Consider the following 22,268-nt stretch of genomic DNA (forward strand, 5'->3'; position numbering starts at 1 on the left):
AACGCGCCTGCGCCAGCGGACGCGCGGGCGAGCTCGCGGCCGGGGAACGGCGCTCGGCCAGCGCCTTCGGGCCCGGCGGCCTCGCCGAGGAGAACCGTCGCCCCGTCGCTGGCCGACAGGCTCGAGCGAGCGCGCTCGACCGCCATGCAATCGAACCCGCAAGGAGCCCCACCCTGACCACCACCCCCACGCACCCTGGCCGCAAGCTGTTCGTCAACCTCCCCGTCCGCGACCTCGCGCGCTCGGTCGCCTTTTTGGAGGCCTCGGCTTCGCCTTCAACCCGCGTTCCCCGCCGAGACCGAGACCTGCATGCTCGTCGGCGAGGACCCCCACTTCATGCTGTTGACCGAGAAGCGCTTCCGCGACTTCACGAACCGGCCCACCTTCGATTCGAGGACCCGGCGGCCTCTACGCCTTCTCGGTCGAGAGCCGCGAGCAGGTCGACCGCCTCGTCGCGCGCGCTCGCGACCGGCGGCGCCCCGGCGATGCCCTCGCAGGACCACGGCTTCACGTACGGCTGGAGCTTCCTCGACCCCGACGGCCACCCCTTCGAGGTGTTTTGGATGGACCCCGCCGCGATCTCGCAGTGACGCGCGGGCGCGGCCGCGCGTGCGGGCGGCCGCTCCGGCGATCGCAACTCTGAACAGGGGCTACACCCATCCTCGCACGCCGGAGGCTCGCTCGCCCGTCCCGCCGCGAGCGCCGCCTGGACAGCCTTCGCCGGCCTCGGCGGCCCTGCCTGCCGTCGGCGCGTCGCCGACCCCCGCCTCCGCCAGGACCCAACCCTGGACAGGGCCTACACACAACCCGCGAGCGTGGAGGGGTCGCCGCCGCCCCGGGAAAACCGGCCCGCCCCTGGCGAGCGCGCGACCGTCGCCGCGGGCTCACCCGCCCGCGCCGCGTTTCGTCGCCGCCCGCCTGACATGCCCCTTGAAACATGTCCCCAAAAACACCTCATGATCCGAGCTCACGACCGCCGCCCCCCATCCACGACCTGCCCCTGCCGATGTGTGCGAACACGACGTCGCCGTCGCCGACGAGGCGCGCCTTCGCGGTCGGCTCGGCGGTGAGCGCGATCGTCTCGCGCCTCCGGTAACTCGCGGATTTTCCCAAGTTTTCGCGTGGCATCGCGGCAGCCGCGCCTTTCACTTCCGTCATGATCGAGGGGACGGCGCGTGCGAAAGCTGCGTATCCTCCGGGGAGGCAGGGGCCTTCGGGTCGCCGCCGAGGAGAGCGCGACGTATGACCACCACGGACACGACCGACAGCGGCGCTGGACTGACGGGCATCGGCACCCCCGAGCAGCGACAGCTCTTGCGTGTGCTGCAAGCCGTGCGCGACGGCGACTTCTCGGCCGAGCTCCCGGGCGATTGGACCGGTCTGGGCGGCAAGATCGCCGACACCGTCAACCAGATCATCGTCGCCAATCGGGTCATGGCCGGGGAGCTCGAGCGGATCGGCGAGGTCGTGGGCAAGCGCGGCCAGACGCGCCAGCGGGTGCGGGGGCACAACCGAGCCGGCGCCTGGGGCGAGATGGAGGACTCCGTCAACACCCTGATCGACGACCTCCTGTGGCCGACGGCCGAGGTGAGCCGGGCGATCGGCGCCGTCGCCAAGGGCGACCTGACCCAGACCATGCGGCTCGACGTCGAGGGTCGGCCGCTGCAGGGCGAATTCTTACGCTCCGCCACGATCGTCAACACGATGATCGACCAGATGAGCGTGTTCACCAGCGAGGTGACGCGCGTCGCTCGCGAGGTCGGCACCGACGGCAAGCTCGGCGGCCAGGCCCAGGTCGCCGGCTTGTCGGGCGTGTGGAAGGACCTGACCGACAACGTCAACTCGATGGCGGGCAACCTGACCGCCCAGGTGCGCAACATCGCCGAGGTGACGATCGCCGTCGCCAGCGGCGACCTCTCGCGCAAGATCACCGTCGACGTCCGCGGCGAGATCCTCCAGCTCAAGGAGGCGATCAACACCATGGTCGACCAGCTGCGCTCGTTCGCCTCCGAGGTGACGCGCGTCGCCCGCGAGGTCGGCTCCGAGGGCAAGCTCGGCGGTCAGGCGATCGTGCCGGGCGTCGCCGGCACGTGGAAGGACCTCACCGACTCGGTCAACGCGATGGCGCTGAACCTGACCTCGCAGGTGCGCAACATCGCCGAGGTCACCACCGCCGTCGCCCGCGGCGACCTCTCGCGCAAGATCACCGTCGACGTCAAGGGCGAGATCCTCGAGCTCAAGAACACCATCAACACGATGGTCGACCAGCTCAACGGCTTCGCCGCCGAGGTGACCCGCGTCGCCCGCGAGGTCGGCACCGAGGGCAAGCTCGGCGGTCAGGCCCAGGTCCCCGGCGTCGCCGGCACCTGGAAGGACCTCACCGACAACGTCAACTCGATGGCGTCGAACCTGACCGCGCAGGTCCGCAACATCGCCGAGGTGGCGACGGCGATCGCCGGCGGCGACCTGTCCAGGAAGATCACGGTCGACGTCCGCGGCGAGATCCTCCAGCTCAAGGAGACGCTGAACACGATGGTCGAGCAGCTGCGCTCGTTCGCCTCGGAGGTGACGCGCGTCGCTCGCGAGGTCGGCACCGAGGGCAAGCTCGGCGGCCAGGCCCAGGTCCCCGGCGTCGCCGGCACCTGGAAGGACCTCACCGACAACGTCAACGGCCTCGCCTCGAACCTCACCTCGCAGGTCCGCAACATCGCCGAGGTCACCACCGCCGTCGCCCGCGGCGACCTCTCGCGCAAGATCACCGTCGACGTCAAGGGCGAGATCCTCGAGCTCAAGAACACCATCAACACGATGGTCGACCAGCTCAACGGCTTCGCCGCCGAGGTGACCCGCGTCGCCCGCGAGGTCGGCACCGAGGGCAAGCTCGGCGGCCAGGCCCAGGTCAAGGGCGCCGGCGGCACCTGGAAGGACCTCACCGACAACGTCAACGCGATGGCGTCGAACCTCACCTCGCAGGTGCGCAACATCGCCGACGTGACCACCGCCGTCGCCCGCGGCGACCTGTCCAGGAAGATCACCGTCGACGTCAAGGGCGAGATCCTCGAGCTCAAGAACACCATCAACACGATGGTCGACCAGCTCAACGGCTTCGCCGCCGAGGTGACCCGCGTCGCCCGCGAGGTCGGCACCGAGGGCAACCTCGGCGGTCAGGCCCAGGTCCCCGGCGTCGCCGGCACCTGGAAGGACCTCACCGACAACGTCAACTCGATGGCGTCGAACCTGACCTCGCAGGTCCGCAACATCGCCGAGGTCACCACCGCCGTCGCCCGCGGCGACCTCTCGCGCAAGATCACCGTCGACGTCAAGGGCGAGATCCTCGAGCTCAAGAACACCATCAACGTCATGGTCGACCAGCTCAACGGCTTCGCCTCGGAGGTGACCCGCGTCGCCCGCGAGGTCGGCTCGGAGGGCAAGCTCGGCGGTCAGGCCCAGGTCCCCGGCGTCGCCGGCACCTGGAAGGACCTCACCGACTCGGTCAACGCGATGGCCTCGAACCTCACCTCGCAGGTGCGTAACATCGCCGAGGTCACCACCGCCGTCGCCACCGGCGACCTCTCGCGCAAGATCACCGTCGACGTCAAGGGCGAGATCCTCGAGCTCAAGAACACCATCAACACGATGGTCGACCAGCTCAACGGCTTCGCCGCCGAGGTGACCCGCGTCGCCCGCGAGGTCGGCACCGAGGGCAAGCTCGGCGGCCAGGCCCAGGTGCCCGGGATCGCCGGCACCTGGAAGGACCTGACCGACAACGTCAACTCGATGGCGTCGAACCTGACCTCGCAGGTCCGCAACATCGCCGAGGTCACCACCGCCGTCGCCCGCGGCGACCTCTCGCGCAAGATCACCGTCGACGTCGAGGGCGAGATCCTCGAGCTCAAGAACACCATCAACACGATGGTCGACCAGCTCAACGGCTTCGCCGCCGAGGTGACCCGCGTCGCCCGCGAGGTCGGCACCGAGGGCATCCTCGGCGGCCAGGCCCAGGTGCCGGGCGTCGCCGGCGCGTGGAAGGGCCTGACCGACAACGTCAACTCGATGGCGTCGAACCTGACCTCGCAGGTCCGCAACATCGCCGAGGTCACGACCGCGATCGCCCGCGGCGACCTGTCGAAGAAGATCACCGTCGACGTCAAGGGCGAGATCCTCCAGCTCAAGGACACCATCAACACGATGGTCGACCAGCTCAACGCGTTCGCGGCCGAGGTGACCCGCGTCGCCCGCGAGGTCGGCACCGAGGGCAAGCTCGGCGGTCAGGCCCAGGTCAAGGGCGTCGCCGGCACCTGGAAGGACCTCACCGACAACGTCAACGTCATGGCCGCCAACCTGACCAACCAGGTGCGCGGCATCGTCAAGGTCGTGACCGCGGTGGCCAACGGCGACCTGCGGCAGGAGCTCACGGTCGAGGCCAAGGGCGAGGTCGCGGCGCTGGCGACCACGATCAACAACATGACCGGCACGCTCGCCATCTTCGCCGACCAGGTCACCTCGGTCGCGCGCGAGGTCGGCGTCGAGGGCCGCCTCGGCGGCCAGGCCAACGTGCCCGGCGCCGCCGGCACCTGGAAGGACCTCACCGCCAACGTCAACCTGCTGGCGGCCAACCTCACCACCCAGGTGCGCGCCATCGCCGAGGTGGCCACCGCCGTGACCAAGGGCGACCTGACCCGCTCGATCCAGGTCGACGCCCGCGGCGAGGTCGCCGACCTCAAGGACAACATCAACGCGATGATCGACAACCTGCGCGCCACCACGGAGCGCAACAACGAGCAGGGCTGGCTCAAGACCAACCTCGCCAGCTTCACGCGCATGATGCAGGGCCAGCGCGACCTCATCACGGTCGGCCAGCGCCTGCTGTCCGAGCTGGTGCCGCTGATCGACGCCCAGCAGGGCGTGATGTACGTGATGGACGGCCTGAACGGCGAGGCCGTGCTGACCCAGCTCGCCAGCTACGCCGACGCGCGCGACCCCAAGAACCCGCGCCAGTACGCCGTCGGCGAGGGGTTGGTCGGCCAGTGCGCGTTCGAGCGCCAGCGGATCCTGCTGTCGCAGGTGACCGACGAGTCGGTGGTCATCAGCTCCGGGCTCCTGACCGCCCGCCCGCGCACGGTGATCGTCCTGCCGGTGCTGTTCGAGGGCCAGGTCAAGGCGGTGATCGAGCTCGCCTCGCTGCGCGAGTTCACGGCCTCGCACCTGGCCTTCCTCGAGCAGCTCACCGGCAGCATCGGCATCGTCATCAACACCATCGAGGCGACCATGCGCACCGAGGGCCTGCTGCAGCAGTCGCAGCAGCTCGCCGGCGAGCTGCAGGCGCAGCAGAAGGAGCTGCAGCAGACCAACGAGGAGCTGGCGCAGAAGGCCAAGCTGCTCGCCGAGCAGAACGCGGAGGTCGAGCGCAAGAACCAGGAGATCGAGCAGGCCCGCCGCGCGCTCGAAGAGAAAGCCGCCGAGCTGGCGCTGACCTCGCGCTACAAGTCCGAGTTCCTCGCCAACATGTCGCACGAGCTGCGCACGCCGCTCAACAGCATCCTCATCCTCGGCCAGCAGCTCGCCGACAACATCGAGCACAACCTCAGCGAGCGCGAGGTCGAGTTCGCCAAGACGATCCACGCGGCCGGCACCGACCTGCTCAACCTGATCAGCGACATCCTCGACCTGTCGAAGATCGAGTCGGGCACCGTCACCGTCGACTCCGAGGAGCTGCCGTTCTCCAGCCTGCGCGACACCGTCGAGCGCAACTTCCGCCACGAGGCCGAGAACCGCGGCCTCACCCTCACCACCGACTTCGCCCCCAACATCGGCCGGGCGATCACCACCGACCCCAAGCGCCTGCTGCAGGTGCTGAAGAACCTGCTGTCCAACGCCTTCAAGTTCACCGAGCGCGGCGGCGTCCGCCTCGAGGTCAAGCTCGTCTCCGGCGGCTGGACCGCCGAGCACCCGGTCCTCAGCAGCGCGCCGGGCGTGGTCTCGTTCTCGGTCAGCGACACCGGCATCGGCATCCCGCCGGAGAAGCAGCGCATCATCTTCGAGGCGTTCCAGCAGGCCGACGCCGGCACCGCCCGCAAGTACGGCGGCACCGGCCTCGGCCTGGCGATCAGCCGCGAGCTCGCCAGCCTGCTCGGCGGCGAGATCAAGCTGCACAGCGTGGTCGGCAGCGGCAGCACCTTCACGCTGTACCTGCCGCTGCAGTACCAGGGCCCGGCCGCCGCCAAGGCCCCGCAGAAGCCGCAGCACAGCGCCCTGACCGCGCCGGCGAGCACCGTGCCCGCGCGGCCCGACCAGATCATCGACGACCGCGACGGGCTGCTGCCCGGCGACCCCTCGCTGCTCATCGTCGAGGACGACCCGCACTTCGCCCACCTCCTGCTCGAGGTGGCGCGCGAGCGCGGCTTCAAGGGCCTCGTCACCCTGCGCGGCGCCGACGCGATCAACCTGGCGGTCCAGTACCGCCCGACCGCGATCTCGCTCGACATCTTCCTGCCCGACGTCCACGGCTGGGCGGTGCTGAGCCAGCTCAAGCAGAACGCGGCGACCCGGCACATCCCGGTGCAGATCTTGACGCTCGACGACGAGCGCCAGCACGTGCTCGAGCGCGGGGCCTTCACCTACCTCAACAAGCCGCTGTCGCGCGACAGCCTGGCCGCCGCGTTCGACCGCATGAAGCGGTTCGCCAACAAGAAGCCGCGCGAGCTGCTGATCGTCGAGGACGACCCGGTCGAGCGCCGCAGCCTGTCCGAGCTGCTCGGCCACGAGGACGTCCGGATCACCGCCGTCGACAGCGGCTCGGCCGCCCTCGTCGCCCTGCGCGAGCGCCCGTTCGACTGCGTGGTCCTCGACCTGCGCCTGCCCGACATGTCCGGCTTCGAGCTGCTGTCCCGCCTGCAGCACGAGCCGTCGATGCGCGACCTGCCGGTCGTCGTGTTCACCGGCAAGGAGCTGTCGCCGGCCGAGGAGGCCCAGCTGCGCAAGGTCGCCAAGAGCATCGTCCTCAAGGACGTGCAGTCGCCGGAGCGCCTGCTCGACGAGACGGCGCTGGTGCTCCACCGCGACATCACCGCCCTGCCGCCCCACAAGCAGCGGATGATCGAGCGGCTCCACGACAACAACGAGGTCCTCGTCAACAAGCGGGTCCTCGTCGTCGACGATGACGTGCGCAACATCTTCGCCCTGTCGTCCCTGCTCGAGCGGCAGGGCATGCGCGTCATCAGCGCGTCGACCGGCCAGGAGGCGATCGACATCGTCAAATCCACCCCGGATTTGGCGCTGGCCCTCGTGGACATCATGATGCCCGAGATGGACGGCTACGAGACGATGCGGCGGATCCGCAAAGACCCCGGGCTCCGGCGCCTGCCCATGATCGCCCTCACCGCCAAGGCGATGAAGGGCGACCGCGAGAAGTGCCTCGAGGCCGGCGCGTCCGACTACATCGCCAAGCCGGTCAACACCGAGCAGTTGCTGTCCCTGCTGCGGATCTGGCTCCACAGGTGACGGAGGCGTCGTCATGACCGCGCGCGACCGAGTCAACATCCTCCTCGTCGACGACCAGCCGGCCCGGCTGCTCAGCTACGAGGCCATCCTCGCGCCGCTCGAGCAGAACCTGGTGCGCGCGTCCTCCGGCGTCGAGGCGCTGCAGAAGCTGCTCCGGGAGGAGTTCGCCGTCATCCTCCTCGACGTCAGCATGCCCGAGATGGACGGCTTCGAGACCGCGGCGATGATCCACCAGCACCCGCGGTTCGAGCGGACGCCGATCATCTTCGTCACCGGCCACAACATCACCGACCTCGACGCCCTCCGCGGCTACGAGCTCGGCGCGGTCGACTACGTCTACGTCCCGATCGTGCCCGAGATCCTGCGCAGCAAGGTCTCGGTGCTGGTCGAGCTGCACCTCAAGCGCCAGGAGCTGGTGCGGGCCAACCGCTCGCTCGAGCAGGCCAACGCCCAGCTCGCGCTGGCCAACACCAACCTGCAGGCCGAGAAGACCCGCGAGCTCGAGCAGCTGAACGCGGTGCTCGAGCGGGCCAACGCCGGCCTCGCCGAGGCCAACCGCACGCTCGCCGCCGAGGTCGCCGAGCGCCAGCGGGCCGAGGAGGCGCTGCGGCGCACCCACGAGCAGCTGCGCGAGGCCGACCGCCAGAAGGACGAGTTCCTCGCCATGCTCGCCCACGAGCTGCGCAACCCGCTGGCCCCGATCCACAGCGCCGTCGAGCTGATGGGCGTCAAGGAGATCGACGACCCGGAGATCCGCTGGTGCCGCGACGTGATCGAGCGCCAGACCGAGCAGCTGCACCGCCTCGTCGACGACCTGCTCGACGTCTCGCGGATCACCCAGGGCAAGATCAAGCTGCAGAGCGCCCCGCTCGAGGTCGCGGCGGTGATAAGCCGCGCGCTCGAGACGACCCGCCCGCTGATCGACGCGCGCCGCCACCAGATCGCCGTCCGCACGCCCGAGGAGCCGATCTGGATCGAGGGCGACCGCACGCGCCTGACCCAGGTCGTCGGCAACCTGCTCAACAACGCCGCCAAGTACACCCCGGAGGGCGGGCAGATCCGCCTGACCGTCGAGCTCGCTGCCGCCGACGCGCAGGTGCTGATCCGCGTCGCCGACTCGGGCACCGGGATCTCCGGCGAGATGCTGCCGAAGGTGTTCGAGCTGTTCACACAGGTCGACCGCACCATGCACCAGGCCCAGGGCGGCCTCGGCATCGGTTTGGCGCTGGTCCGCCGCCTGGTCGAGCTGCACGGCGGTTCGGTCGCCGCCCACAGCGACGGCCCGGGCAAGGGCAGCGAGTTCACCGTCAAGCTGCCGCTCCTCCGCCGCGAGGCCGCCGCCGGGCCGCTCCCGGCCGCCCAGGCCGCCCGCGCGCCAGCACCACGGCCCGCCGGGTGCTCGTGGTCGACGACAACGTCGACGCCGCCCTCAGCCTCGCCGGCCTGCTCAAGGTGTCGGGGAACATCGTCGAGACCGCCTACGACGGCCAGCAGGGCATCGACGTCGCCGATCGTTTCCGCCCCGAGGTCGTGTTCCTCGACCTCGGCATGCCGAAGCTCGACGGCTTCGGCGCCGCCTCGTGGATCCGCTCGCAGCCGTGGGCCGAAGACGTTCTCTTGATCGCGGTCACCGGTTGGGGCCAGGAGGACGTGCGCACGCGGACGCAGCAGTCCGGGTTCGACGCCCACCTGGTCAAGCCGGTCAACTTCGCCAAGCTGACCCGCCTGATGGACCAGCACCGCACCGCCGGCCGCAAGAGCGTCGGTTAGCCGCGGTCCGCGGCCGCGCCCGCCGGCGCGGCCTGTCCTGAAAGACAGACCATCGTTCCTGTCTTCTGGGACAGCCTCGGACGTCCGTCCGCCCGTCCCGAGCCCGGCGCGGCCGCGCCCGCGTCATTAGCGCACTTCAATACCGTGTTTTCACGACTATTGAGGGAATTCCGTCTCCGAGGTAGCAATCTTGCGCATGGCCGCACCGCCTCGCCCTCCCCGCGATGACGATCCGCGCTCGGAGCCATGGGCCTCCATCGACGAGGTCGCGGCGCATCTCGGGGTGCGCAAGGATTCGATCTACCGCTGGATCGAGCGCCGCGGGCTGCCGGCGCAGAAGATCGGCAAGCTGTGGAAGCTGAAGCTGTCGGAGGTCGACAAGTGGATGCTGGCCGAGGGCCAGCGCCGCTCGGAGACGCCGGGGCAGAACCCGGCGACGGCGACGCCGAAGGACTACGTGCTGGTCGTCGACGACGACGAGGTGGTCCGCGAGTCGCTGCGCGACTTCCTGGTCGACCAGGGCTACGGCGTGCTGGCCGCCGCCGACGGCGTCGAGGCGTTCGAGCTGCTCGCGGCCCCCGCGACGCCGCTGCCGGCCGTCATCGTCCTCGACCTCAAGATGCCGCGCATGGGCGGCCAGGAGTTCCGCGAGGCCAAGGCCCGCGACCCTCGCCTGGCGCCGATCCCCGTGCTGCTCGTGACCGCCGAGCGCCGCGTCCAGGCGGGCGGCGCGATCGTCCTGCGCAAGCCGATCGACCTCGGCGCGCTGCGCGACGCGCTGCTCAAGCTGGTGGAGCGCCGATGAGGAGCCGCCATGAGCCGCACCGCTGACGACGACACCCGCACCGCCGAGCGCCGCTTCGCCGCCCTGGCGCAGGCGACCGGGCAGACCGTGTGGCGCCTGGCGGCCGACGGCGCCCGCCCGCTCGAGGACTCGCCGAGCTTCCGCGCCCTGACGGGCGTCAGCCGCGAGCAGTGGCAGGGGCACGGCGTGCTCGCCGGCATTCACCCCGACGACCGCGAGCGCGTCGAGGCGGCCGTGCGTGCCGCCGTCGCCGCCGGCGCCGGGTGGGAGGTCGAGGCCCGCCTGCCGCGCCCCGACGGTCAGCACGCCTGGACGCTGCTGCGCGCGACGCCGGTGACCGACGCGCGCGGCGAGCGGCTCGAGTGGGTCGGCGTCGCCGCCGACATCCACAAGCGCAAGGACGTCGAGGCCTTCCGCGAGATGATGCTGGGGATCCTCGGGCACGACCTGCGCAACCCGCTGAACGCGATGATGGTCTCGGCCCAGCTGGCCCTCCTGCGCGCGCGCGAGGAGCCGGTCCGCACCCCGCTCGAGCGCGTGCTCGCCAGCGGCGAGCGCATGGGTCGGCTGATCGAACAGCTGCTCGACCTGACGCAGGTCCGGCTCGGCCACGGCATCGCCGTCAACCCGGTCGCCGCCGACCTGCGGGAGATCGTCGAGCAGGCGATCGAGGAGCTGCCGAACGGCAAGGCGCGGGTCCGCTTCGACGCCGTCGGCGACCTGCGCGGCACCTGGGACTTCGATCGCCTGCTGCAGGTCGTCACGATCCTGCTCGGCAACGCCGTCGACCACGGCACGCCCGGCGCCGCGATCACGGTGCGCGCCGTCGGCGACGCGCCCGACGCCGTCGAGCTGACGGTCCACAACCACGGCCCCGCCGTCCCCGAGAGCGTGCGCGACTCGGTGTTCGAGCCGCTCCGCCGCATCGACCCCACCCGCCGCCACGGCGCCCGCGCCCTCGGCCTCGGCCTGTTCGTCACCCGCCAGCTGGTGCTCGCCCACGGCGGCACGATCGCCTTCGAGTCGAGCGACGCCGGCGGCAACCTGATGCACGTCCACCTGCCGCGCCGCGTACCCGCGTAGCGCGAGCGTCACGGGCGAGCGAGGCGAGCGACGCCACGCCGCCGCGACCTCGCGGCGCATCAGCGTCGGCCACGAGGAGCGATGACGACGCCGCGGCGCATCACCGTCGTCCCAGGGCGAGCGATGCGCCGCGCCGGGGGCTGCGACGCGCAGCCCGGGTCGCGCCGCGCCCCCGCCGCGAGAGCGATCGCGTCGCGTCCGCGACCGCGCGTCGCCCGGGATCGAGCCGGCAGCCGCGGGAGCCGTGCGCGGGTCGCTCCGGGCTGCGTCCGCCGGACCAGGCTCCCGCGACGGCCATCGGCCCGAAACGGGCTCGGGGACCCCCTTTTTCGCCCCTCCGAGGCCTTCGCGCCGGTCCGATGATTCGCCCCCCGCGGGGAACCGCGATTCGAAAATGTGCAGACACGCCGACGGTCACCGCGATCTCGGTCACCCGAGTCATGCCTTTCGAACGCAATCGCAGCATGTTTTTTAAGGTTTTACCTGATAATAAATTCGGTTTTAGCCCTATTTTTGGTCGCCACGAAACGCGGTCTCAGTCGGACAAAGTCGAGTAAAGTCGAAGAAAAACCGCGCATATGCCGCAGTTAACGCTGTTCTTTACGGGATTTTGATGCGGATGAGCCCACTTCTTTACGTCCTCTTTATCTGATCATTGCGAATCTATTGGAGGTCAGACGAGGGGTCCACAATGCTCAATCGAATCACCAACTCCGGGAATGATTGCACCTTCACTGCGGCGCCGATGGGTGGTGCGACGACCGCGCGGTACTTCCGCGAGCTGGCCGATGTCACGGTGATGGGGAAGGACGAGGAGATGGCTGCGGCCACGCGCCTGGTCGAGCTGCGCAAGGCGATGTGGGTCGCCTTCCTGAGCTACCCGCCGTTCGTGTCGGCGATCTGCGCCCTGATCGCCGAGCGCCTGTCGGCCGAGGCGGTCCCGCCGGCCCTGCTCGAGGCGGTCGAGAAGACCTCGCGGGCGCTCCGCGACCGCGTGCTGAAGAGCCACGAGGAGGCCTTCAACGCCGCGCGCAACGCCCTGATCGAGCGCCTGGTGTTCGCCGACGTCGACAGCGTCGTCGCCGACTCGATCCTCGCCGACCTCAGCGGCCTCGAGGGCGACCGCAACGTCGCCACCAACATGAAGGTCAAGCCGCCCTACCGCGACAGCGCCCCCTTCGTCCGCTACGTCACCGCCGCCCGCAAGGCCCACAACGCGGTGATGCTGGCCAAGAACGCGTTCGTGCGCAGCAACCTGCGCCTCGTCGTCGCCATCGCCCGCCGCTTCGCCCGCAGCGCGATCCCGCTGCAGGACCTCATCCAGGACGGCAACATCGGCCTGATGAAGGCCGTCGATCGCTTCGACCCCTCCCGCGGCTGCCGCTTCGCCACCTACGCCGCCTGGTGGATCCGCTACGCCATCACCCGCGCGATCGTCGACACCGACCGCAGCGTCCGCCTGCCGCTGCACATGATCGACGCCTGCAAGAAGGTCAACCGCGCCCGCCGCGAGTACGAGGTGATGTACGGCCGCAGCCCGACCGACGAGGAGCTGTCGTCGGCCACCGGCATCAGCATGGAGCGGATCCAGCGGATGAGCTGGTCGCTGATCGACCAGCCGCTGAGCCTGTCGCTGCCGGCCACCCGCGACGGCGAGAGCACCCTCGCCGACACCCTCGTCGATTCCAGCCAGGCCGCGCCGTACGAGCTGATGGACTCGGCGCTGCTGCAGGACGCGCTGCTCGAGGTGTTCGAGAAGCTGTCGCCGATGGAGGCCGACATCCTCCGCAAGCGCGTCGGCATGGACGGCGAGCCCGAGCTCACCCTCAAGGAGATCGGCGCCAACTACTCGCTGTCGCGCGAGCGCATCCGTCAGCTGCAGGAGCAGGCGCTGCGCAAGCTCCGCTCGGAGTTCGCGCGCCGCCAGCTGATGTGATTGCCTCGAGCCCCTCATGACCTCGACCACGAGCCGGTCACCCCCACGCGGGCGACCGGCTCGCGTCATTTTGCGTCTCGCTGCGCCCGTCGGCGCCGCCCCGATCGCGGCCGCTTCGCGCCCGCCCGCGGACGCCTGACCTGCGGACACGAAGCTCGCCGCCCCGCTCGCGCACGGCGGCGCGAGCACCATCGGTGCCCGCCGTCCCTGAGCTCGCCGACCAAAAAATTACGGCGCCGTCCCCGACCGTACGGACGCGTGACGTAGCCGAGCTCGGTCCTCGAGCTTTCGAGGTTGCCGCTCGCACGCCGCTCGCCCTAAACTGGCCGTTGCCGACCTTGCGCTCGGCACGCCGCACATGACCGGAAGCACTGCCAGCGACCGCGCCAGCATCCCCAAGGCGCCCACGGGGATCCACGGCCTCGACGACATCACCGGGGGCGGGCTCCCGCGCGGCCGCCCGACGCTCGTCTGCGGTAGCGCCGGCTGCGGCAAGACCCTGATGGCGATGGAGTTCCTGGTCCGCGGCGCCACCGAATTCGACGAGCCGGGCGTGTTCTTCGCCTTCGAGGAGACCGCCGACGACCTGACCGCCAACGTGCGCTCGCTCGGCTTCGACCTCGAGGACCTGGCCGCGCGCGACAAGCTGGTGGTCGAGCACATCCACGTCGACCGCAGCGAGTTTGAGGAGGCCGGCGAGTTCGACCTCGAGGGCCTGTTCATCCGGCTGGGCCTGGCGATCGACACCGTCGGGGCCAGGCGGGTCGTGCTCGACACGCTCGAGACCCTGTTCGGCGGCTTCGACAACGAGGCGATCCTGCGCTCCGAGCTGCGGCGGCTGTTCCGCTGGCTCAAGGACCGGGGCGTCACCGCGGTCATCACCGCCGAGCGCGGCGACGGCACCCTCACCCGCCACGGCCTCGAGGAGTACGTGTCGGACTGCGTGATCCAGCTCGACCACCGCATGCACGAGCAGGTGTCGACCCGGCGGCTGCGGATCATCAAGTATCGCGGCACCACCCACGGCACCAACGAGTACCCGTTCCTCATCGACAGCGACGGCTTCTCGGTGCTCCCGCTGAGCTCGCTCCGGCTCGACCACGTCGCCCCGACCGAGCGCGTGTCGACCGGCATCGAGCGCCTCGACACCATGCTCGCCGGCGGCGTGTACCGCGGCAGCAGCGTGCTGCTGTCGGGCGCCGCCGGCACCGGCAAGTCGAGCATCGCCGCCCACATGGCCGCCGCGTGCTGCCGCCGCGGCGAGCGCTGCCTCTACTACTCGTTCGAGGAGTCGCCGCAGCAGGTGCTCCGCAACATGCGGTCGATCGGTCTCGACCTCGGGCCCTGGCTCGACAACGGGATGCTCCACTTCGTCTCGACCCGCCCGACCTTCCACGGGCTCGAGATGCACCTGGCCACCATGTTCAAGCACATCCGGGCCTTCGACCCCCGGATGGTGATCATCGACCCGATCAGCAACTTTATCGCGGTCGGCACCGCGGGCGAGGCCCACTCGATGCTGCTGCGGCTGGTCGACTTCCTCAAGAGCCGCCAGACCACCGCGGTGTTCGTCAGCCTGGTCAGCGGCGGGGCCAAGCTGGTCGAGGCGACCGAGCAGAACATCTCGTCGCTGATCGACACGTGGATCCTGCTGCGCGACGTCGAGCTCGGCGGCGAGCGCAACCGCGGCCTCTACGTGCTGAAGTCGCGCGGCACCCCCCACTCCAACCAGGTCCGCGAGTTCCTGCTGACGAGCCACGGCGTCGAACTCCGCGACGTCTACGTCGGCCCCGAGGGCGTGCTGACCGGCTCGATGCGGCTGGCGCAGGAGGCCAGGGAGCGCGAGGCCGCCGAGGCGCGGCGTCAGGCGATCGCGCGCAAGCGGCGGGAGATCGACCGCAAGCGCCAGGCGCTCGCGGCCCAGATCGCGGCCCTGCGCGCCGAGGCGGAGAGCGAGGAGCTCGAGCTCGAGCTGCTGCTCTCCGCCGAAGAGGCCGTCGACCGCCGCCTGACGGCCGACCGCGTCGGCATGGCAGCGAGCCGGCGCGCCGACATCGACCACGAACAGGAGGAGACGGCATGAACAGCGAGCACGAGAACACCGCGGGGTCGGATGACCCCGAGGTCTGGGAGCTGCGGCTGTACGTCGCCGGCCAGACACCGAAGTCGATGCAGGCGCTGCAGAACCTCCGGCGGATCTGCGAGGAGCACCTGGCGGGCCGCTACAGGATCGAGGTCATCGACCTGCACAAGCACCCGAAGCTGGCCAAGCAGGACGAGATCGTCGCCATCCCGACGCTCGTCCGCAAGCTGCCCGACCCGATCCGCCGCGTCATCGGCGACCTCTCGAACGTCGAGAAGGCGCTGATCGGCCTGCAGCTCGTGCCAGCGAGCACGCCATGACGAACCGCTCGACCGCCGTCCTCGCCGTCGATCGCGCCCGTCCCGTCGCTCAGGCGCGACGAGGTCGCCTCGCCGCGCCCGCGCGTACCCGTCTCTTCAGTCAGCTTCGCGCCGCGGGGGTGAAGCCGTGAGCGACGCCCTCGCCGCCGCGCAACGGGAGCTCGAAGAGCTGCGTCTCCGCCTGGCCGAGGCCCAGGAGACGATCCGCGCGATCCAGGGCGGCGAGGTCGACGCCCTCGTGATCAGCGACGCCGAGGACCCCGAGCCGCCGCGGGTGTTCACGCTCGACGCGGCCGACAAGCCGTACCGGCTGCTCGTCGAGCAGATGCACCACGCGGCCGCGGCGCTGACGATCGACGGCGTCGTGCTCGCCTGCAACAACCACCTCACGCGCCTGTTGCGGTGCGAGCGGCAGGAGGTGCTGGGCCAGCCGCTGCAGCAGCACATCGACCCGCCGGGCCTGCCGGTGTTCGAGGGGCTGCTGCGCGACGGATTGGCCGCGCTGACCGAGCGCGAGGTGATGCTGCGGCGGGCCGACGGCGAGCGCCTGCCGATCGTCCTCGGCGTGCGGGCGCTGCACGAGGGCGTCGCCGGCGTGTGCCTGCTCGTCGTCGACCTCAGCGAGCAGAAGCGGCGCGAGCGGCTGATCGCCGACGAGGCGACCGCGCGGGCGATCCTCGAGCAGGTCGCCGACGCCGTGGTCGTGTGCGACAACGAGGGCATCGTCCTGCGCGCGAGCCGGGCCGCGCACGACCTGTGCGGCACCAACCCGCTGTTCCAGCGGTTCGACCGCGTGTTCGCGCTGACGCGCCACGACGACCCGCGCGCGCGCGTCGACCTCGACACCGTGTGGCGCGGCGAGCCGCTGCGCGGCCTCGAGGTCTGCTGCGACCGGCCGGGGGGCAAGCGCGCCGACCTGATGCTGGGCGCGGGTCCGCTGGTGGTCGCCGGCGGCGAGCGGCTCGGGGTGGTGATCACGCTGACCGACATCACCTCCTTGCGCGCGGCCGAGGACGAGCTGCGGCGCCGCGCCAGCGAGCTGCAGGCCGCCGACCGCCGCAAGGACGAGTTCCTGGCGATGTTGGCTCACGAGCTGCGCAACCCGCTGTCGCCGATCCAGTCGTCGCTCGAGATCATGAACCTGCAGGCGCTCGACGACCCGCTGGTCAACCAGTGCCGCGACGTCATCGAGCGGCAGGTCCAGCAGCTCACCAGGCTGGTCGACGACCTGCTCGAGGTGTCGCGGATCAACACCGGCAAGATCCAGCTGCAGATGGAGCGCATCGACCTCGGCGCCGCGGTGCTGCGCGGCATCGAGACCAGCCGCCCGGCGGTCGACGCCAAGCGCCACCGCCTCACGTTCGCCTGCCCGCCCGACCCCGTGTGGGTGCGGGCCGATCCGACCCGGATCGCCCAGGTCATCGGCAACCTCGTCAACAACGCCGCCAAGTACACCGAGAGCGGCGGCGAGATCGGCGTGCGCCTCGAGAGCGAGGGCGGCCGCGCCGTCGTCCGCGTGCGCGACAGCGGGATCGGCATCCCGCAGGAGATGCTGGCCGAGGTGTTCGACCTGTTCACGCAGGTCCACCGCTCGCTCGACCGCTCGCAGGGCGGCCTCGGCATCGGCCTGGCGCTCGTCAAGCGGCTGGTCACCATCCACGGCGGCCAGGTCGAGGCGCACAGCGACGGCCCCGGGCTCGGCAGCGAGTTCGTGGTCCGGCTGCCGCTGTGGGACGGCGGGCGCGTCGGCCAGGAGGCGCCGCGCGTCGACAAGCCGACCGGCACCGGCCCGAGCCTGCGCGTGCTCGTCATCGACGACAACCGCGACGCCGCCGAGCTGCTGGCGGCCCTGCTCGGCATGCTCGGTCACAAGGTCCAGACCGCCGCCGACGGCCCGAGCGGGATCGCCACCGCGCTCGCGTTCATGCCGCAGCTCGTGCTGTGCGACATCGGCCTGCCGCTGCTCGACGGCTACGGGGTGGTCGCCGACCTGCGCGCCCGCCCCGAGTTCGCCGACACCCGCTTCATCGCCCTCACCGGCTATGGCCGCGCCGAGGACCGCCAGCGCTCGCAGGCCAGCGGCTTCCACGCCCACCTGATCAAGCCGGTCGGCCTCGCCAAGCTCAAGGCGCTGCTGGGCCCGCCGCAGGCCGGCGAAGTCGAAGCCTGACCCTTCGGCCAGCTTTGCTTTCTGTGCGCAAAGCCCTGTCCGCAAGGACAGCACGGCCCACTGCGCCGTGAAACACCCCGCAGGGACAGGCTCCGGTCCCACGTGACCGAAGAGACAGCCCTCGAAGCGGCCGTCGCTCCAGCGCACCGCGTCCCCGGCCTCGCCGGCGCATGTCTTTAAGGACAGGTGCCCCGCGGCTCCGCGGTCGGGCCTTCGACGTCTTCACGCGCTCGGCTCGAGCGCGACGGGCAGGCCGATGGCGAGGGCCGTGCCGCCGCCGGTGAGCGACGGTTCGTGCCAGAGCCGGCCGCCGTGGGCTTCGACGATGCTGCGGGCGACGAACAGCTCGGTCGTGGTCCGGCGGCGGGCCAGCGACGGACGGCCGAGGTCGGTGATCACGTTGCTCACGCGCAGCACGACCTCGCCGCCGGACACCTCGCCGCGCAGCGTCACCACGCGGTCTCCGCCGGCGGCTCGCAGCGCCGACTGCAGCGCGCTGCCGACGGCCCGGACCAGGCGCTCGTGGTCGCCCAGGACCGACGCCCCGGAAAGCTGCAGGAATTGATCGATCCGCACCTTTCGCGCCGTCGCCGAGGATGCCGACCGGCCCACCGCCTCGGTCACCAGCAGGGCCACGTCGAGCGGTCGCCGCTCGAGCAGCTCCGGGCTCCCGCGCAGGTCGGCCACCTCGTGCAGCCCGCGCGTGACGTCCTGCAGGCGTTGCGACGCGCTCTCCAGCATCTCGGTCACCATCTCCTGCTCCGGCGAGCCGCCGCTGAGCCCGGCGAGGTAGTCGCGGCACAGGCAGATGTTCATCAGCGGGTTGCTGATGTCGTGGGCCACCATCTCCAGCAGTTGCGCCTCGCGCTCCCGCAGCAGCCCCGCCATCCCGGCCGCGTACTGGCGGTCGAGCAGCTCGTGCAGCGCCTCGCCGACCTCACCCTCGCGGTCGCCCGGATCGAGGTGTCCCCCGACCGCCCGGCGGAGCGCCGCGAACTCGCGGGCCAGCGCCTCGGGCCCCGTGTCCTCGCGCGCGCGGGCCGCTCCGTGCCCGCTCGCGGCGTCGGCCGGGGCCGCCTCGTCGGTCGCCTCGAGCAACTCGGCCAGCTCTTCCACCAGCAGCTCGGCGCCGTCGAACAGCTCGACGAACGCCGGCAGTCGCTCGCGCAGGCGGTGCGCGGCGTGGGCTCGAGACGAAAGGGAAGACTGCCGGTCCGGCATCGTCGGCGGCGCAATATGGCACAGACGCGAGCGGCGCGTGAAGCTCCGCGCTCCCGTCCGCGCCGCCACTGCGGTGAATTTCACGGTAGTGGGGGCCTGTACGGGTGATTTTCGCGCGTTCGCCGAAGTCGTCGCCGACTCACGTCGCGTCGCGGCGCGCGGCGAGCGTCGGCGCCGTGCGGCGCTGTGCGGCGCCGGTGTCCAGCGCCACGCCCGCTCGCCCTGTCCTCCTCGTCTTCATCCGAGCCTCCTCCTCGTTCCGCGTGTGCATGTACATGTCCCAAGAGTCATGTCGGCCATCTCTGCGGCGCCCGGCCCCGCTTCGACCGGCCGATGACGCCGCCCCGCACGCCGAGCAGTCGTCGACGACCATCGCCCCGAAACGCCAGCGCGACCTGCCGCGCCCACGTCGAGCGCGCGCGTCGATTCGCCTCACCCGCCCGGCTCGCCGCGAGGCGTCGCTGGCACGTCGAGCTCGAGCGGCACCCCGAGCCGGGCCGCCAGCGTCGCCGCTGCGGCTCGCGCGGCCGCCTCGCGCGTCGGCTCGGCGTGCGGATCGAGGTACAGCGACCCGAGAGCGAGGGTCCGGGCGTGCGTCCGCACCTCGAGCGCGAGCCAGCGGACGTCGCCCTGCTCCGACACCGTCTCGGTCGTGCGCGCGACGATCGCCACCGGCCCGAACACGGGCTCGCAGTGCTTGCGCACCGCCCCGCGGTAGTCCAGCGCCAGCTCGCCGCGGACTGCCACGATCCGCCGCGGCCCCTCGATGTGGAACGCGAACAGCACCACCCGCAGCAGGATGTACAGCACGACGCCGAACGACACCCCGTTGAGCAAGTCGGTGATGTCGTCGTAGCGCGTGCACACCGCGTACACGATCAGCACCTCCAGGCCGACGATCAGCAGCACCAGCAGGTACAGGCAGACGCGCAGCGTCCAGTCGGCGCGGCTCCGTCCGCACGACAGCACCAGCCGCGTCCCGTCGTCGACGTCGACGACGAAGGGCCGGAACGGATCGGCGAGCGTCGTCTCGGTCACCAATCTCTCTCTCTCGAAAGTAAAATATCGCAGCCGGGACCGCTTCCACCACGGGCGCGGCCGCGCCCCCGATCGCGCATTCGCCCGTGCGCCGCACGCCCGGCCTGGCCGCGCCGAGCCAAACGGCGACATCCCAGCGAGGCGAGGCGGTCGGCCCACGGGTCACCGGAGCACTCGCCCGCGCTGCGTTCGGCGCCGCTCTCCTGGACGGATGCGCCGACTCGGCCTCGCGGCGTCGGCCTGCATCCTCGCCGCGCCAGGGCCGCCACCGGCTGCGGCCGCTCGGCGTGCTCTCCACGGACCCCGACTTCGCAAGACGACGTCCGGACGCGCCCGCGGATCGCCTTCGCGCAGCCGCGAGCCGTCGTGCGGCTCGAGCTCCGCCGTCCGGGCCGCTGGATCGCGTCCGTCTTCAGATGCTGTGCCTGGGCAACGCTCTCGCCGCGGTCACCGCGAATGTGACAGCGAGCACGAGCATGTCTCTTCGGACACCTGCGCTCGCCTCGCCGCCGCCGCGCAGCCGCGCGGCGTCGGGGCCGCGTGGGCGCCGGTCGGCGCCGCGTCCGCCCGCGTACGTGCGGAGGGGACGCGGACGGCGCGACCGGCCTCAGCCAGAGCGACGCGCCGCGGCTCCGCGACCTGTCCGAAGGTGCAGCGCCGTGAACCCGAAGCGCGGTTCGTCCTCCATCCCTGCGAGGACTTGCGCACGTGTGCGATGCCGCGGTGGCAGCAGTCGCCGACGTTGCAGGCCGCCGCGGGACCTACGACACTGACGATCAGCATGGACGATCCCAGCAGTATGGATCAGCTCGAGCAGTTGGAGGCATCGCGCGCCCGTCTGGCCGCGATCGTCGACAACTCGCACGACGCGATCGTCAGCAAGACGCTCGACGGCACGATCACCTCGTGGAACGCGGCGGCCGAGCGGATCTTCGGTTACACGGCGGCCGAGGCGATCGGCCGGCCGGTGACCCTCATCATCCCCGAGGACCGGATCGAAGAGGAGAAGATGGTGCTGTCCAAGATCCGGGCCGGCCAGCTCGTCGATCACTTCGAGACGGTGCGGCGGCGCAAGGACGGCCAGCTCGTCGCCATCTCGCTGACGATCTCGCCGATCAAGGACCGCACCGGGCGGATCATCGGCGCCTCGAAGATCGCCCGCGACATCACCGAGAACGCCCGCGCCGAGCGCGAGCGGGCCCAGCTCTTCCTCGACCTCCAGCGCGCCAACCGGGCCAAGGACGAATTTTTGGCCATGCTCGGCCACGAGCTGCGCAACCCGCTGAACGTCATCACCGTGGCGCTCGACGTGCTCGAGCAAGAGCCGTCCGAGTCGGCGCGGGCGCGGGCCATCATCGCCCAGCAGGCCACACACCTGAAGCACCTGGTCGACGACCTGCTCGAGGTCGGCCGCGTCGTCGCCGGCAAGATCCGCCTCGACCTCCAGACCGTCGACCTCGGCGAGCTCACCCGCGAGCACGTCGCCTCGCTGCGCACCGCCGGCAAGTTCGTCCACCACACCGTCACCTGCGACACCCGCTTTGCGCTGGTCCAGGCCGACCCGCAGCGGGTGCGGCAGATCCTCGACAACCTGATCGGCAACGCCCTCAAGTTCACCCCGGTCGACGGCACGATCGCCATCCACGTCGACGCGTCCGACGACGTGGTCTCGCTCGAGATCACCGACAGCGGCATCGGCATGAGCCCCGAGCTCCTGCGCACCGCCTTCGATCTGTTCGTCCAGGGCCACCGCGACGCCCACCGCGCCGAGGGCGGCCTCGGCCTCGGCCTCACCCTCGTGCGCCAGCTCGTCGAGCTCCACCACGGCTCGGTCGAGGCCTTCAGCCAGGGCGAGCACCAGGGCACCCGCCTGCTCGTCCGGCTACCGCGCTACACCGCCAGCGCCGAGGCGCGCCCGGCCCCGAAGCTCGCGCGCACCAAGGTGCCGCCGCAGCGGATCGTGGTCGTCGAGGACAACAAGGACGGGCGCGAGATGCTGCGCAAGCTGCTGGAGCTGTCGGGCCACGAGGTCGAGGAGGCGGCCGACGGCCCGACGGGGGTCGAGCGGATCTTGCAGTTCGCCCCGCGGATCGCCCTGATCGACATCGGCCTGCCCGGCTTCGACGGCCACGAGGTGGCGCGGCGGGTACGGGCGCGCCAGTCGAGCGAGCGGCCGCCGATCCTCGTCGCGCTGACCGGCTACGGGCTCGAGGCCGATCGCGAGGCCACCTTCGCCGCCGGCTTCGACCACCACCTCACCAAGCCGGTCGGCCTCAAGGACCTGGCCAAGGTGTTCCACGCCCACGCCCACGACCTCGACGGCGGGTGAGCCCGCCTTCCAG

Annotated in this window: 11 protein-coding genes and 1 pseudogene; 10 read left to right on the plus strand and 2 right to left on the minus strand. The window is 71.0% G+C overall.

Going from position 1 to position 22,268, the window contains the following annotated elements; all coding sequences use genetic code 11:
* The first annotated feature begins 1,242 nt into the window (after nt 1-1,242).
* The 9 genes and pseudogenes from NAEX_RS11860 (at nt 1,243) to NAEX_RS11900 (ending at nt 17,667) form a co-directional block, all read left to right on the plus strand.
* Entirely contained in the window at nt 1,243-7,500 is a 6,258-nt protein-coding gene (locus tag NAEX_RS11860) for a HAMP domain-containing protein (RefSeq protein WP_096327618.1), read from the plus strand.
* Between the two features lie 13 nt (nt 7,501-7,513).
* Nucleotides 7,514-8,809: pseudogene (locus NAEX_RS11865) on the plus strand (hybrid sensor histidine kinase/response regulator); the annotation flags it as partial.
* 143 nt (nt 8,810-8,952) lie between these two features.
* Nucleotides 8,953-9,270: a response regulator gene (locus tag NAEX_RS52870; protein ID WP_245913683.1), complete on the plus strand. Its 318-nt coding sequence runs from the start codon at nt 8,953-8,955 to the stop codon at nt 9,268-9,270.
* Between the two features lie 196 nt (nt 9,271-9,466).
* A complete protein-coding gene (locus NAEX_RS50045; RefSeq protein WP_100793592.1) occupies nt 9,467-10,075 on the plus strand; it encodes a response regulator in 609 nt (202 codons plus the stop codon).
* 9 nt (nt 10,076-10,084) lie between these two features.
* Complete coding sequence (locus NAEX_RS11880; protein WP_096327621.1) at nt 10,085-11,158, plus strand: PAS domain-containing sensor histidine kinase; 1,074 nt, start codon at nt 10,085-10,087, stop codon at nt 11,156-11,158.
* 691 nt (nt 11,159-11,849) lie between these two features.
* On the plus strand, nt 11,850-13,094 hold the full coding sequence (locus NAEX_RS11885; RefSeq protein WP_096327622.1) for a sigma-70 family RNA polymerase sigma factor: 1,245 nt from the start codon (nt 11,850-11,852) through the stop codon (nt 13,092-13,094).
* A 358-nt stretch (nt 13,095-13,452) separates the two neighbouring features.
* The gene (kaiC, locus tag NAEX_RS11890; protein WP_096327623.1) at nt 13,453-15,177 is read left to right on the plus strand and encodes a circadian clock protein KaiC; all 1,725 of its coding nucleotides are present in this window, start codon (nt 13,453-13,455) and stop codon (nt 15,175-15,177) included.
* The gene (locus NAEX_RS11895) at nt 15,174-15,497 is read left to right on the plus strand and encodes a circadian clock KaiB family protein (protein ID WP_096327624.1); all 324 of its coding nucleotides are present in this window, start codon (nt 15,174-15,176) and stop codon (nt 15,495-15,497) included. Before kaiC ends, NAEX_RS11895 begins: the two co-directional genes overlap by 4 nt.
* 127 nt (nt 15,498-15,624) lie before the next feature.
* Complete coding sequence (locus NAEX_RS11900) at nt 15,625-17,667, plus strand: hybrid sensor histidine kinase/response regulator (RefSeq protein WP_096327625.1); 2,043 nt, start codon at nt 15,625-15,627, stop codon at nt 17,665-17,667.
* Between the two features lie 222 nt (nt 17,668-17,889).
* On the opposite strand, the gene NAEX_RS11905 is transcribed toward NAEX_RS11900, so the two are convergent.
* Nucleotides 17,890-18,888 (minus strand): sensor histidine kinase, encoded by a 999-nt coding sequence (locus NAEX_RS11905; protein ID WP_096327626.1) that lies wholly within the window; start codon nt 18,886-18,888, stop codon nt 17,890-17,892.
* Nucleotides 18,889-19,320: 432 nt separating this feature from the next.
* Nucleotides 19,321-19,926, minus strand: coding sequence for a hypothetical protein (locus NAEX_RS11910; RefSeq protein ID WP_100793493.1), 606 nt, complete (start codon nt 19,924-19,926; stop codon nt 19,321-19,323).
* 799 nt (nt 19,927-20,725) lie between these two features.
* On the opposite strand from NAEX_RS11910, the gene NAEX_RS11915 reads away from it, so the two are divergent.
* Entirely contained in the window at nt 20,726-22,255 is a 1,530-nt protein-coding gene (locus NAEX_RS11915; protein WP_170135657.1) for a hybrid sensor histidine kinase/response regulator, read from the plus strand.
* Nucleotides 22,256-22,268: the final 13 nt, after the last annotated feature.

The sequence above is a fragment of the Nannocystis exedens genome (assembly GCF_002343915.1).
Lineage (GTDB): Bacteria > Myxococcota_A > Polyangia > Nannocystales > Nannocystaceae > Nannocystis > Nannocystis exedens.

Bases quoted from the DNA above. Each gene is read 5' to 3' on its own strand.
- kaiC (WP_096327623.1), top strand. From the start codon at position 13,453: ATGACCGGAAGCACTGCCAGCGACCGCGCCAGCATCCCCAAGGCGCCC.
- NAEX_RS11885 (WP_096327622.1), top strand. From the start codon at position 11,850: ATGCTCAATCGAATCACCAACTCCGGGAATGATTGCACCTTCACTGCG.
- NAEX_RS11860 (WP_096327618.1), top strand. From the start codon at position 1,243: ATGACCACCACGGACACGACCGACAGCGGCGCTGGACTGACGGGCATC.
- NAEX_RS11905 (WP_096327626.1), bottom strand. From the start codon at position 18,888: ATGCCGGACCGGCAGTCTTCCCTTTCGTCTCGAGCCCACGCCGCGCAC.
- NAEX_RS11880 (WP_096327621.1), top strand. From the start codon at position 10,085: ATGAGCCGCACCGCTGACGACGACACCCGCACCGCCGAGCGCCGCTTC.
- NAEX_RS11915 (WP_170135657.1), top strand. From the start codon at position 20,726: ATGGATCAGCTCGAGCAGTTGGAGGCATCGCGCGCCCGTCTGGCCGCG.
- NAEX_RS50045 (WP_100793592.1), top strand. From the start codon at position 9,467: ATGGCCGCACCGCCTCGCCCTCCCCGCGATGACGATCCGCGCTCGGAG.
- NAEX_RS11895 (WP_096327624.1), top strand. From the start codon at position 15,174: ATGAACAGCGAGCACGAGAACACCGCGGGGTCGGATGACCCCGAGGTC.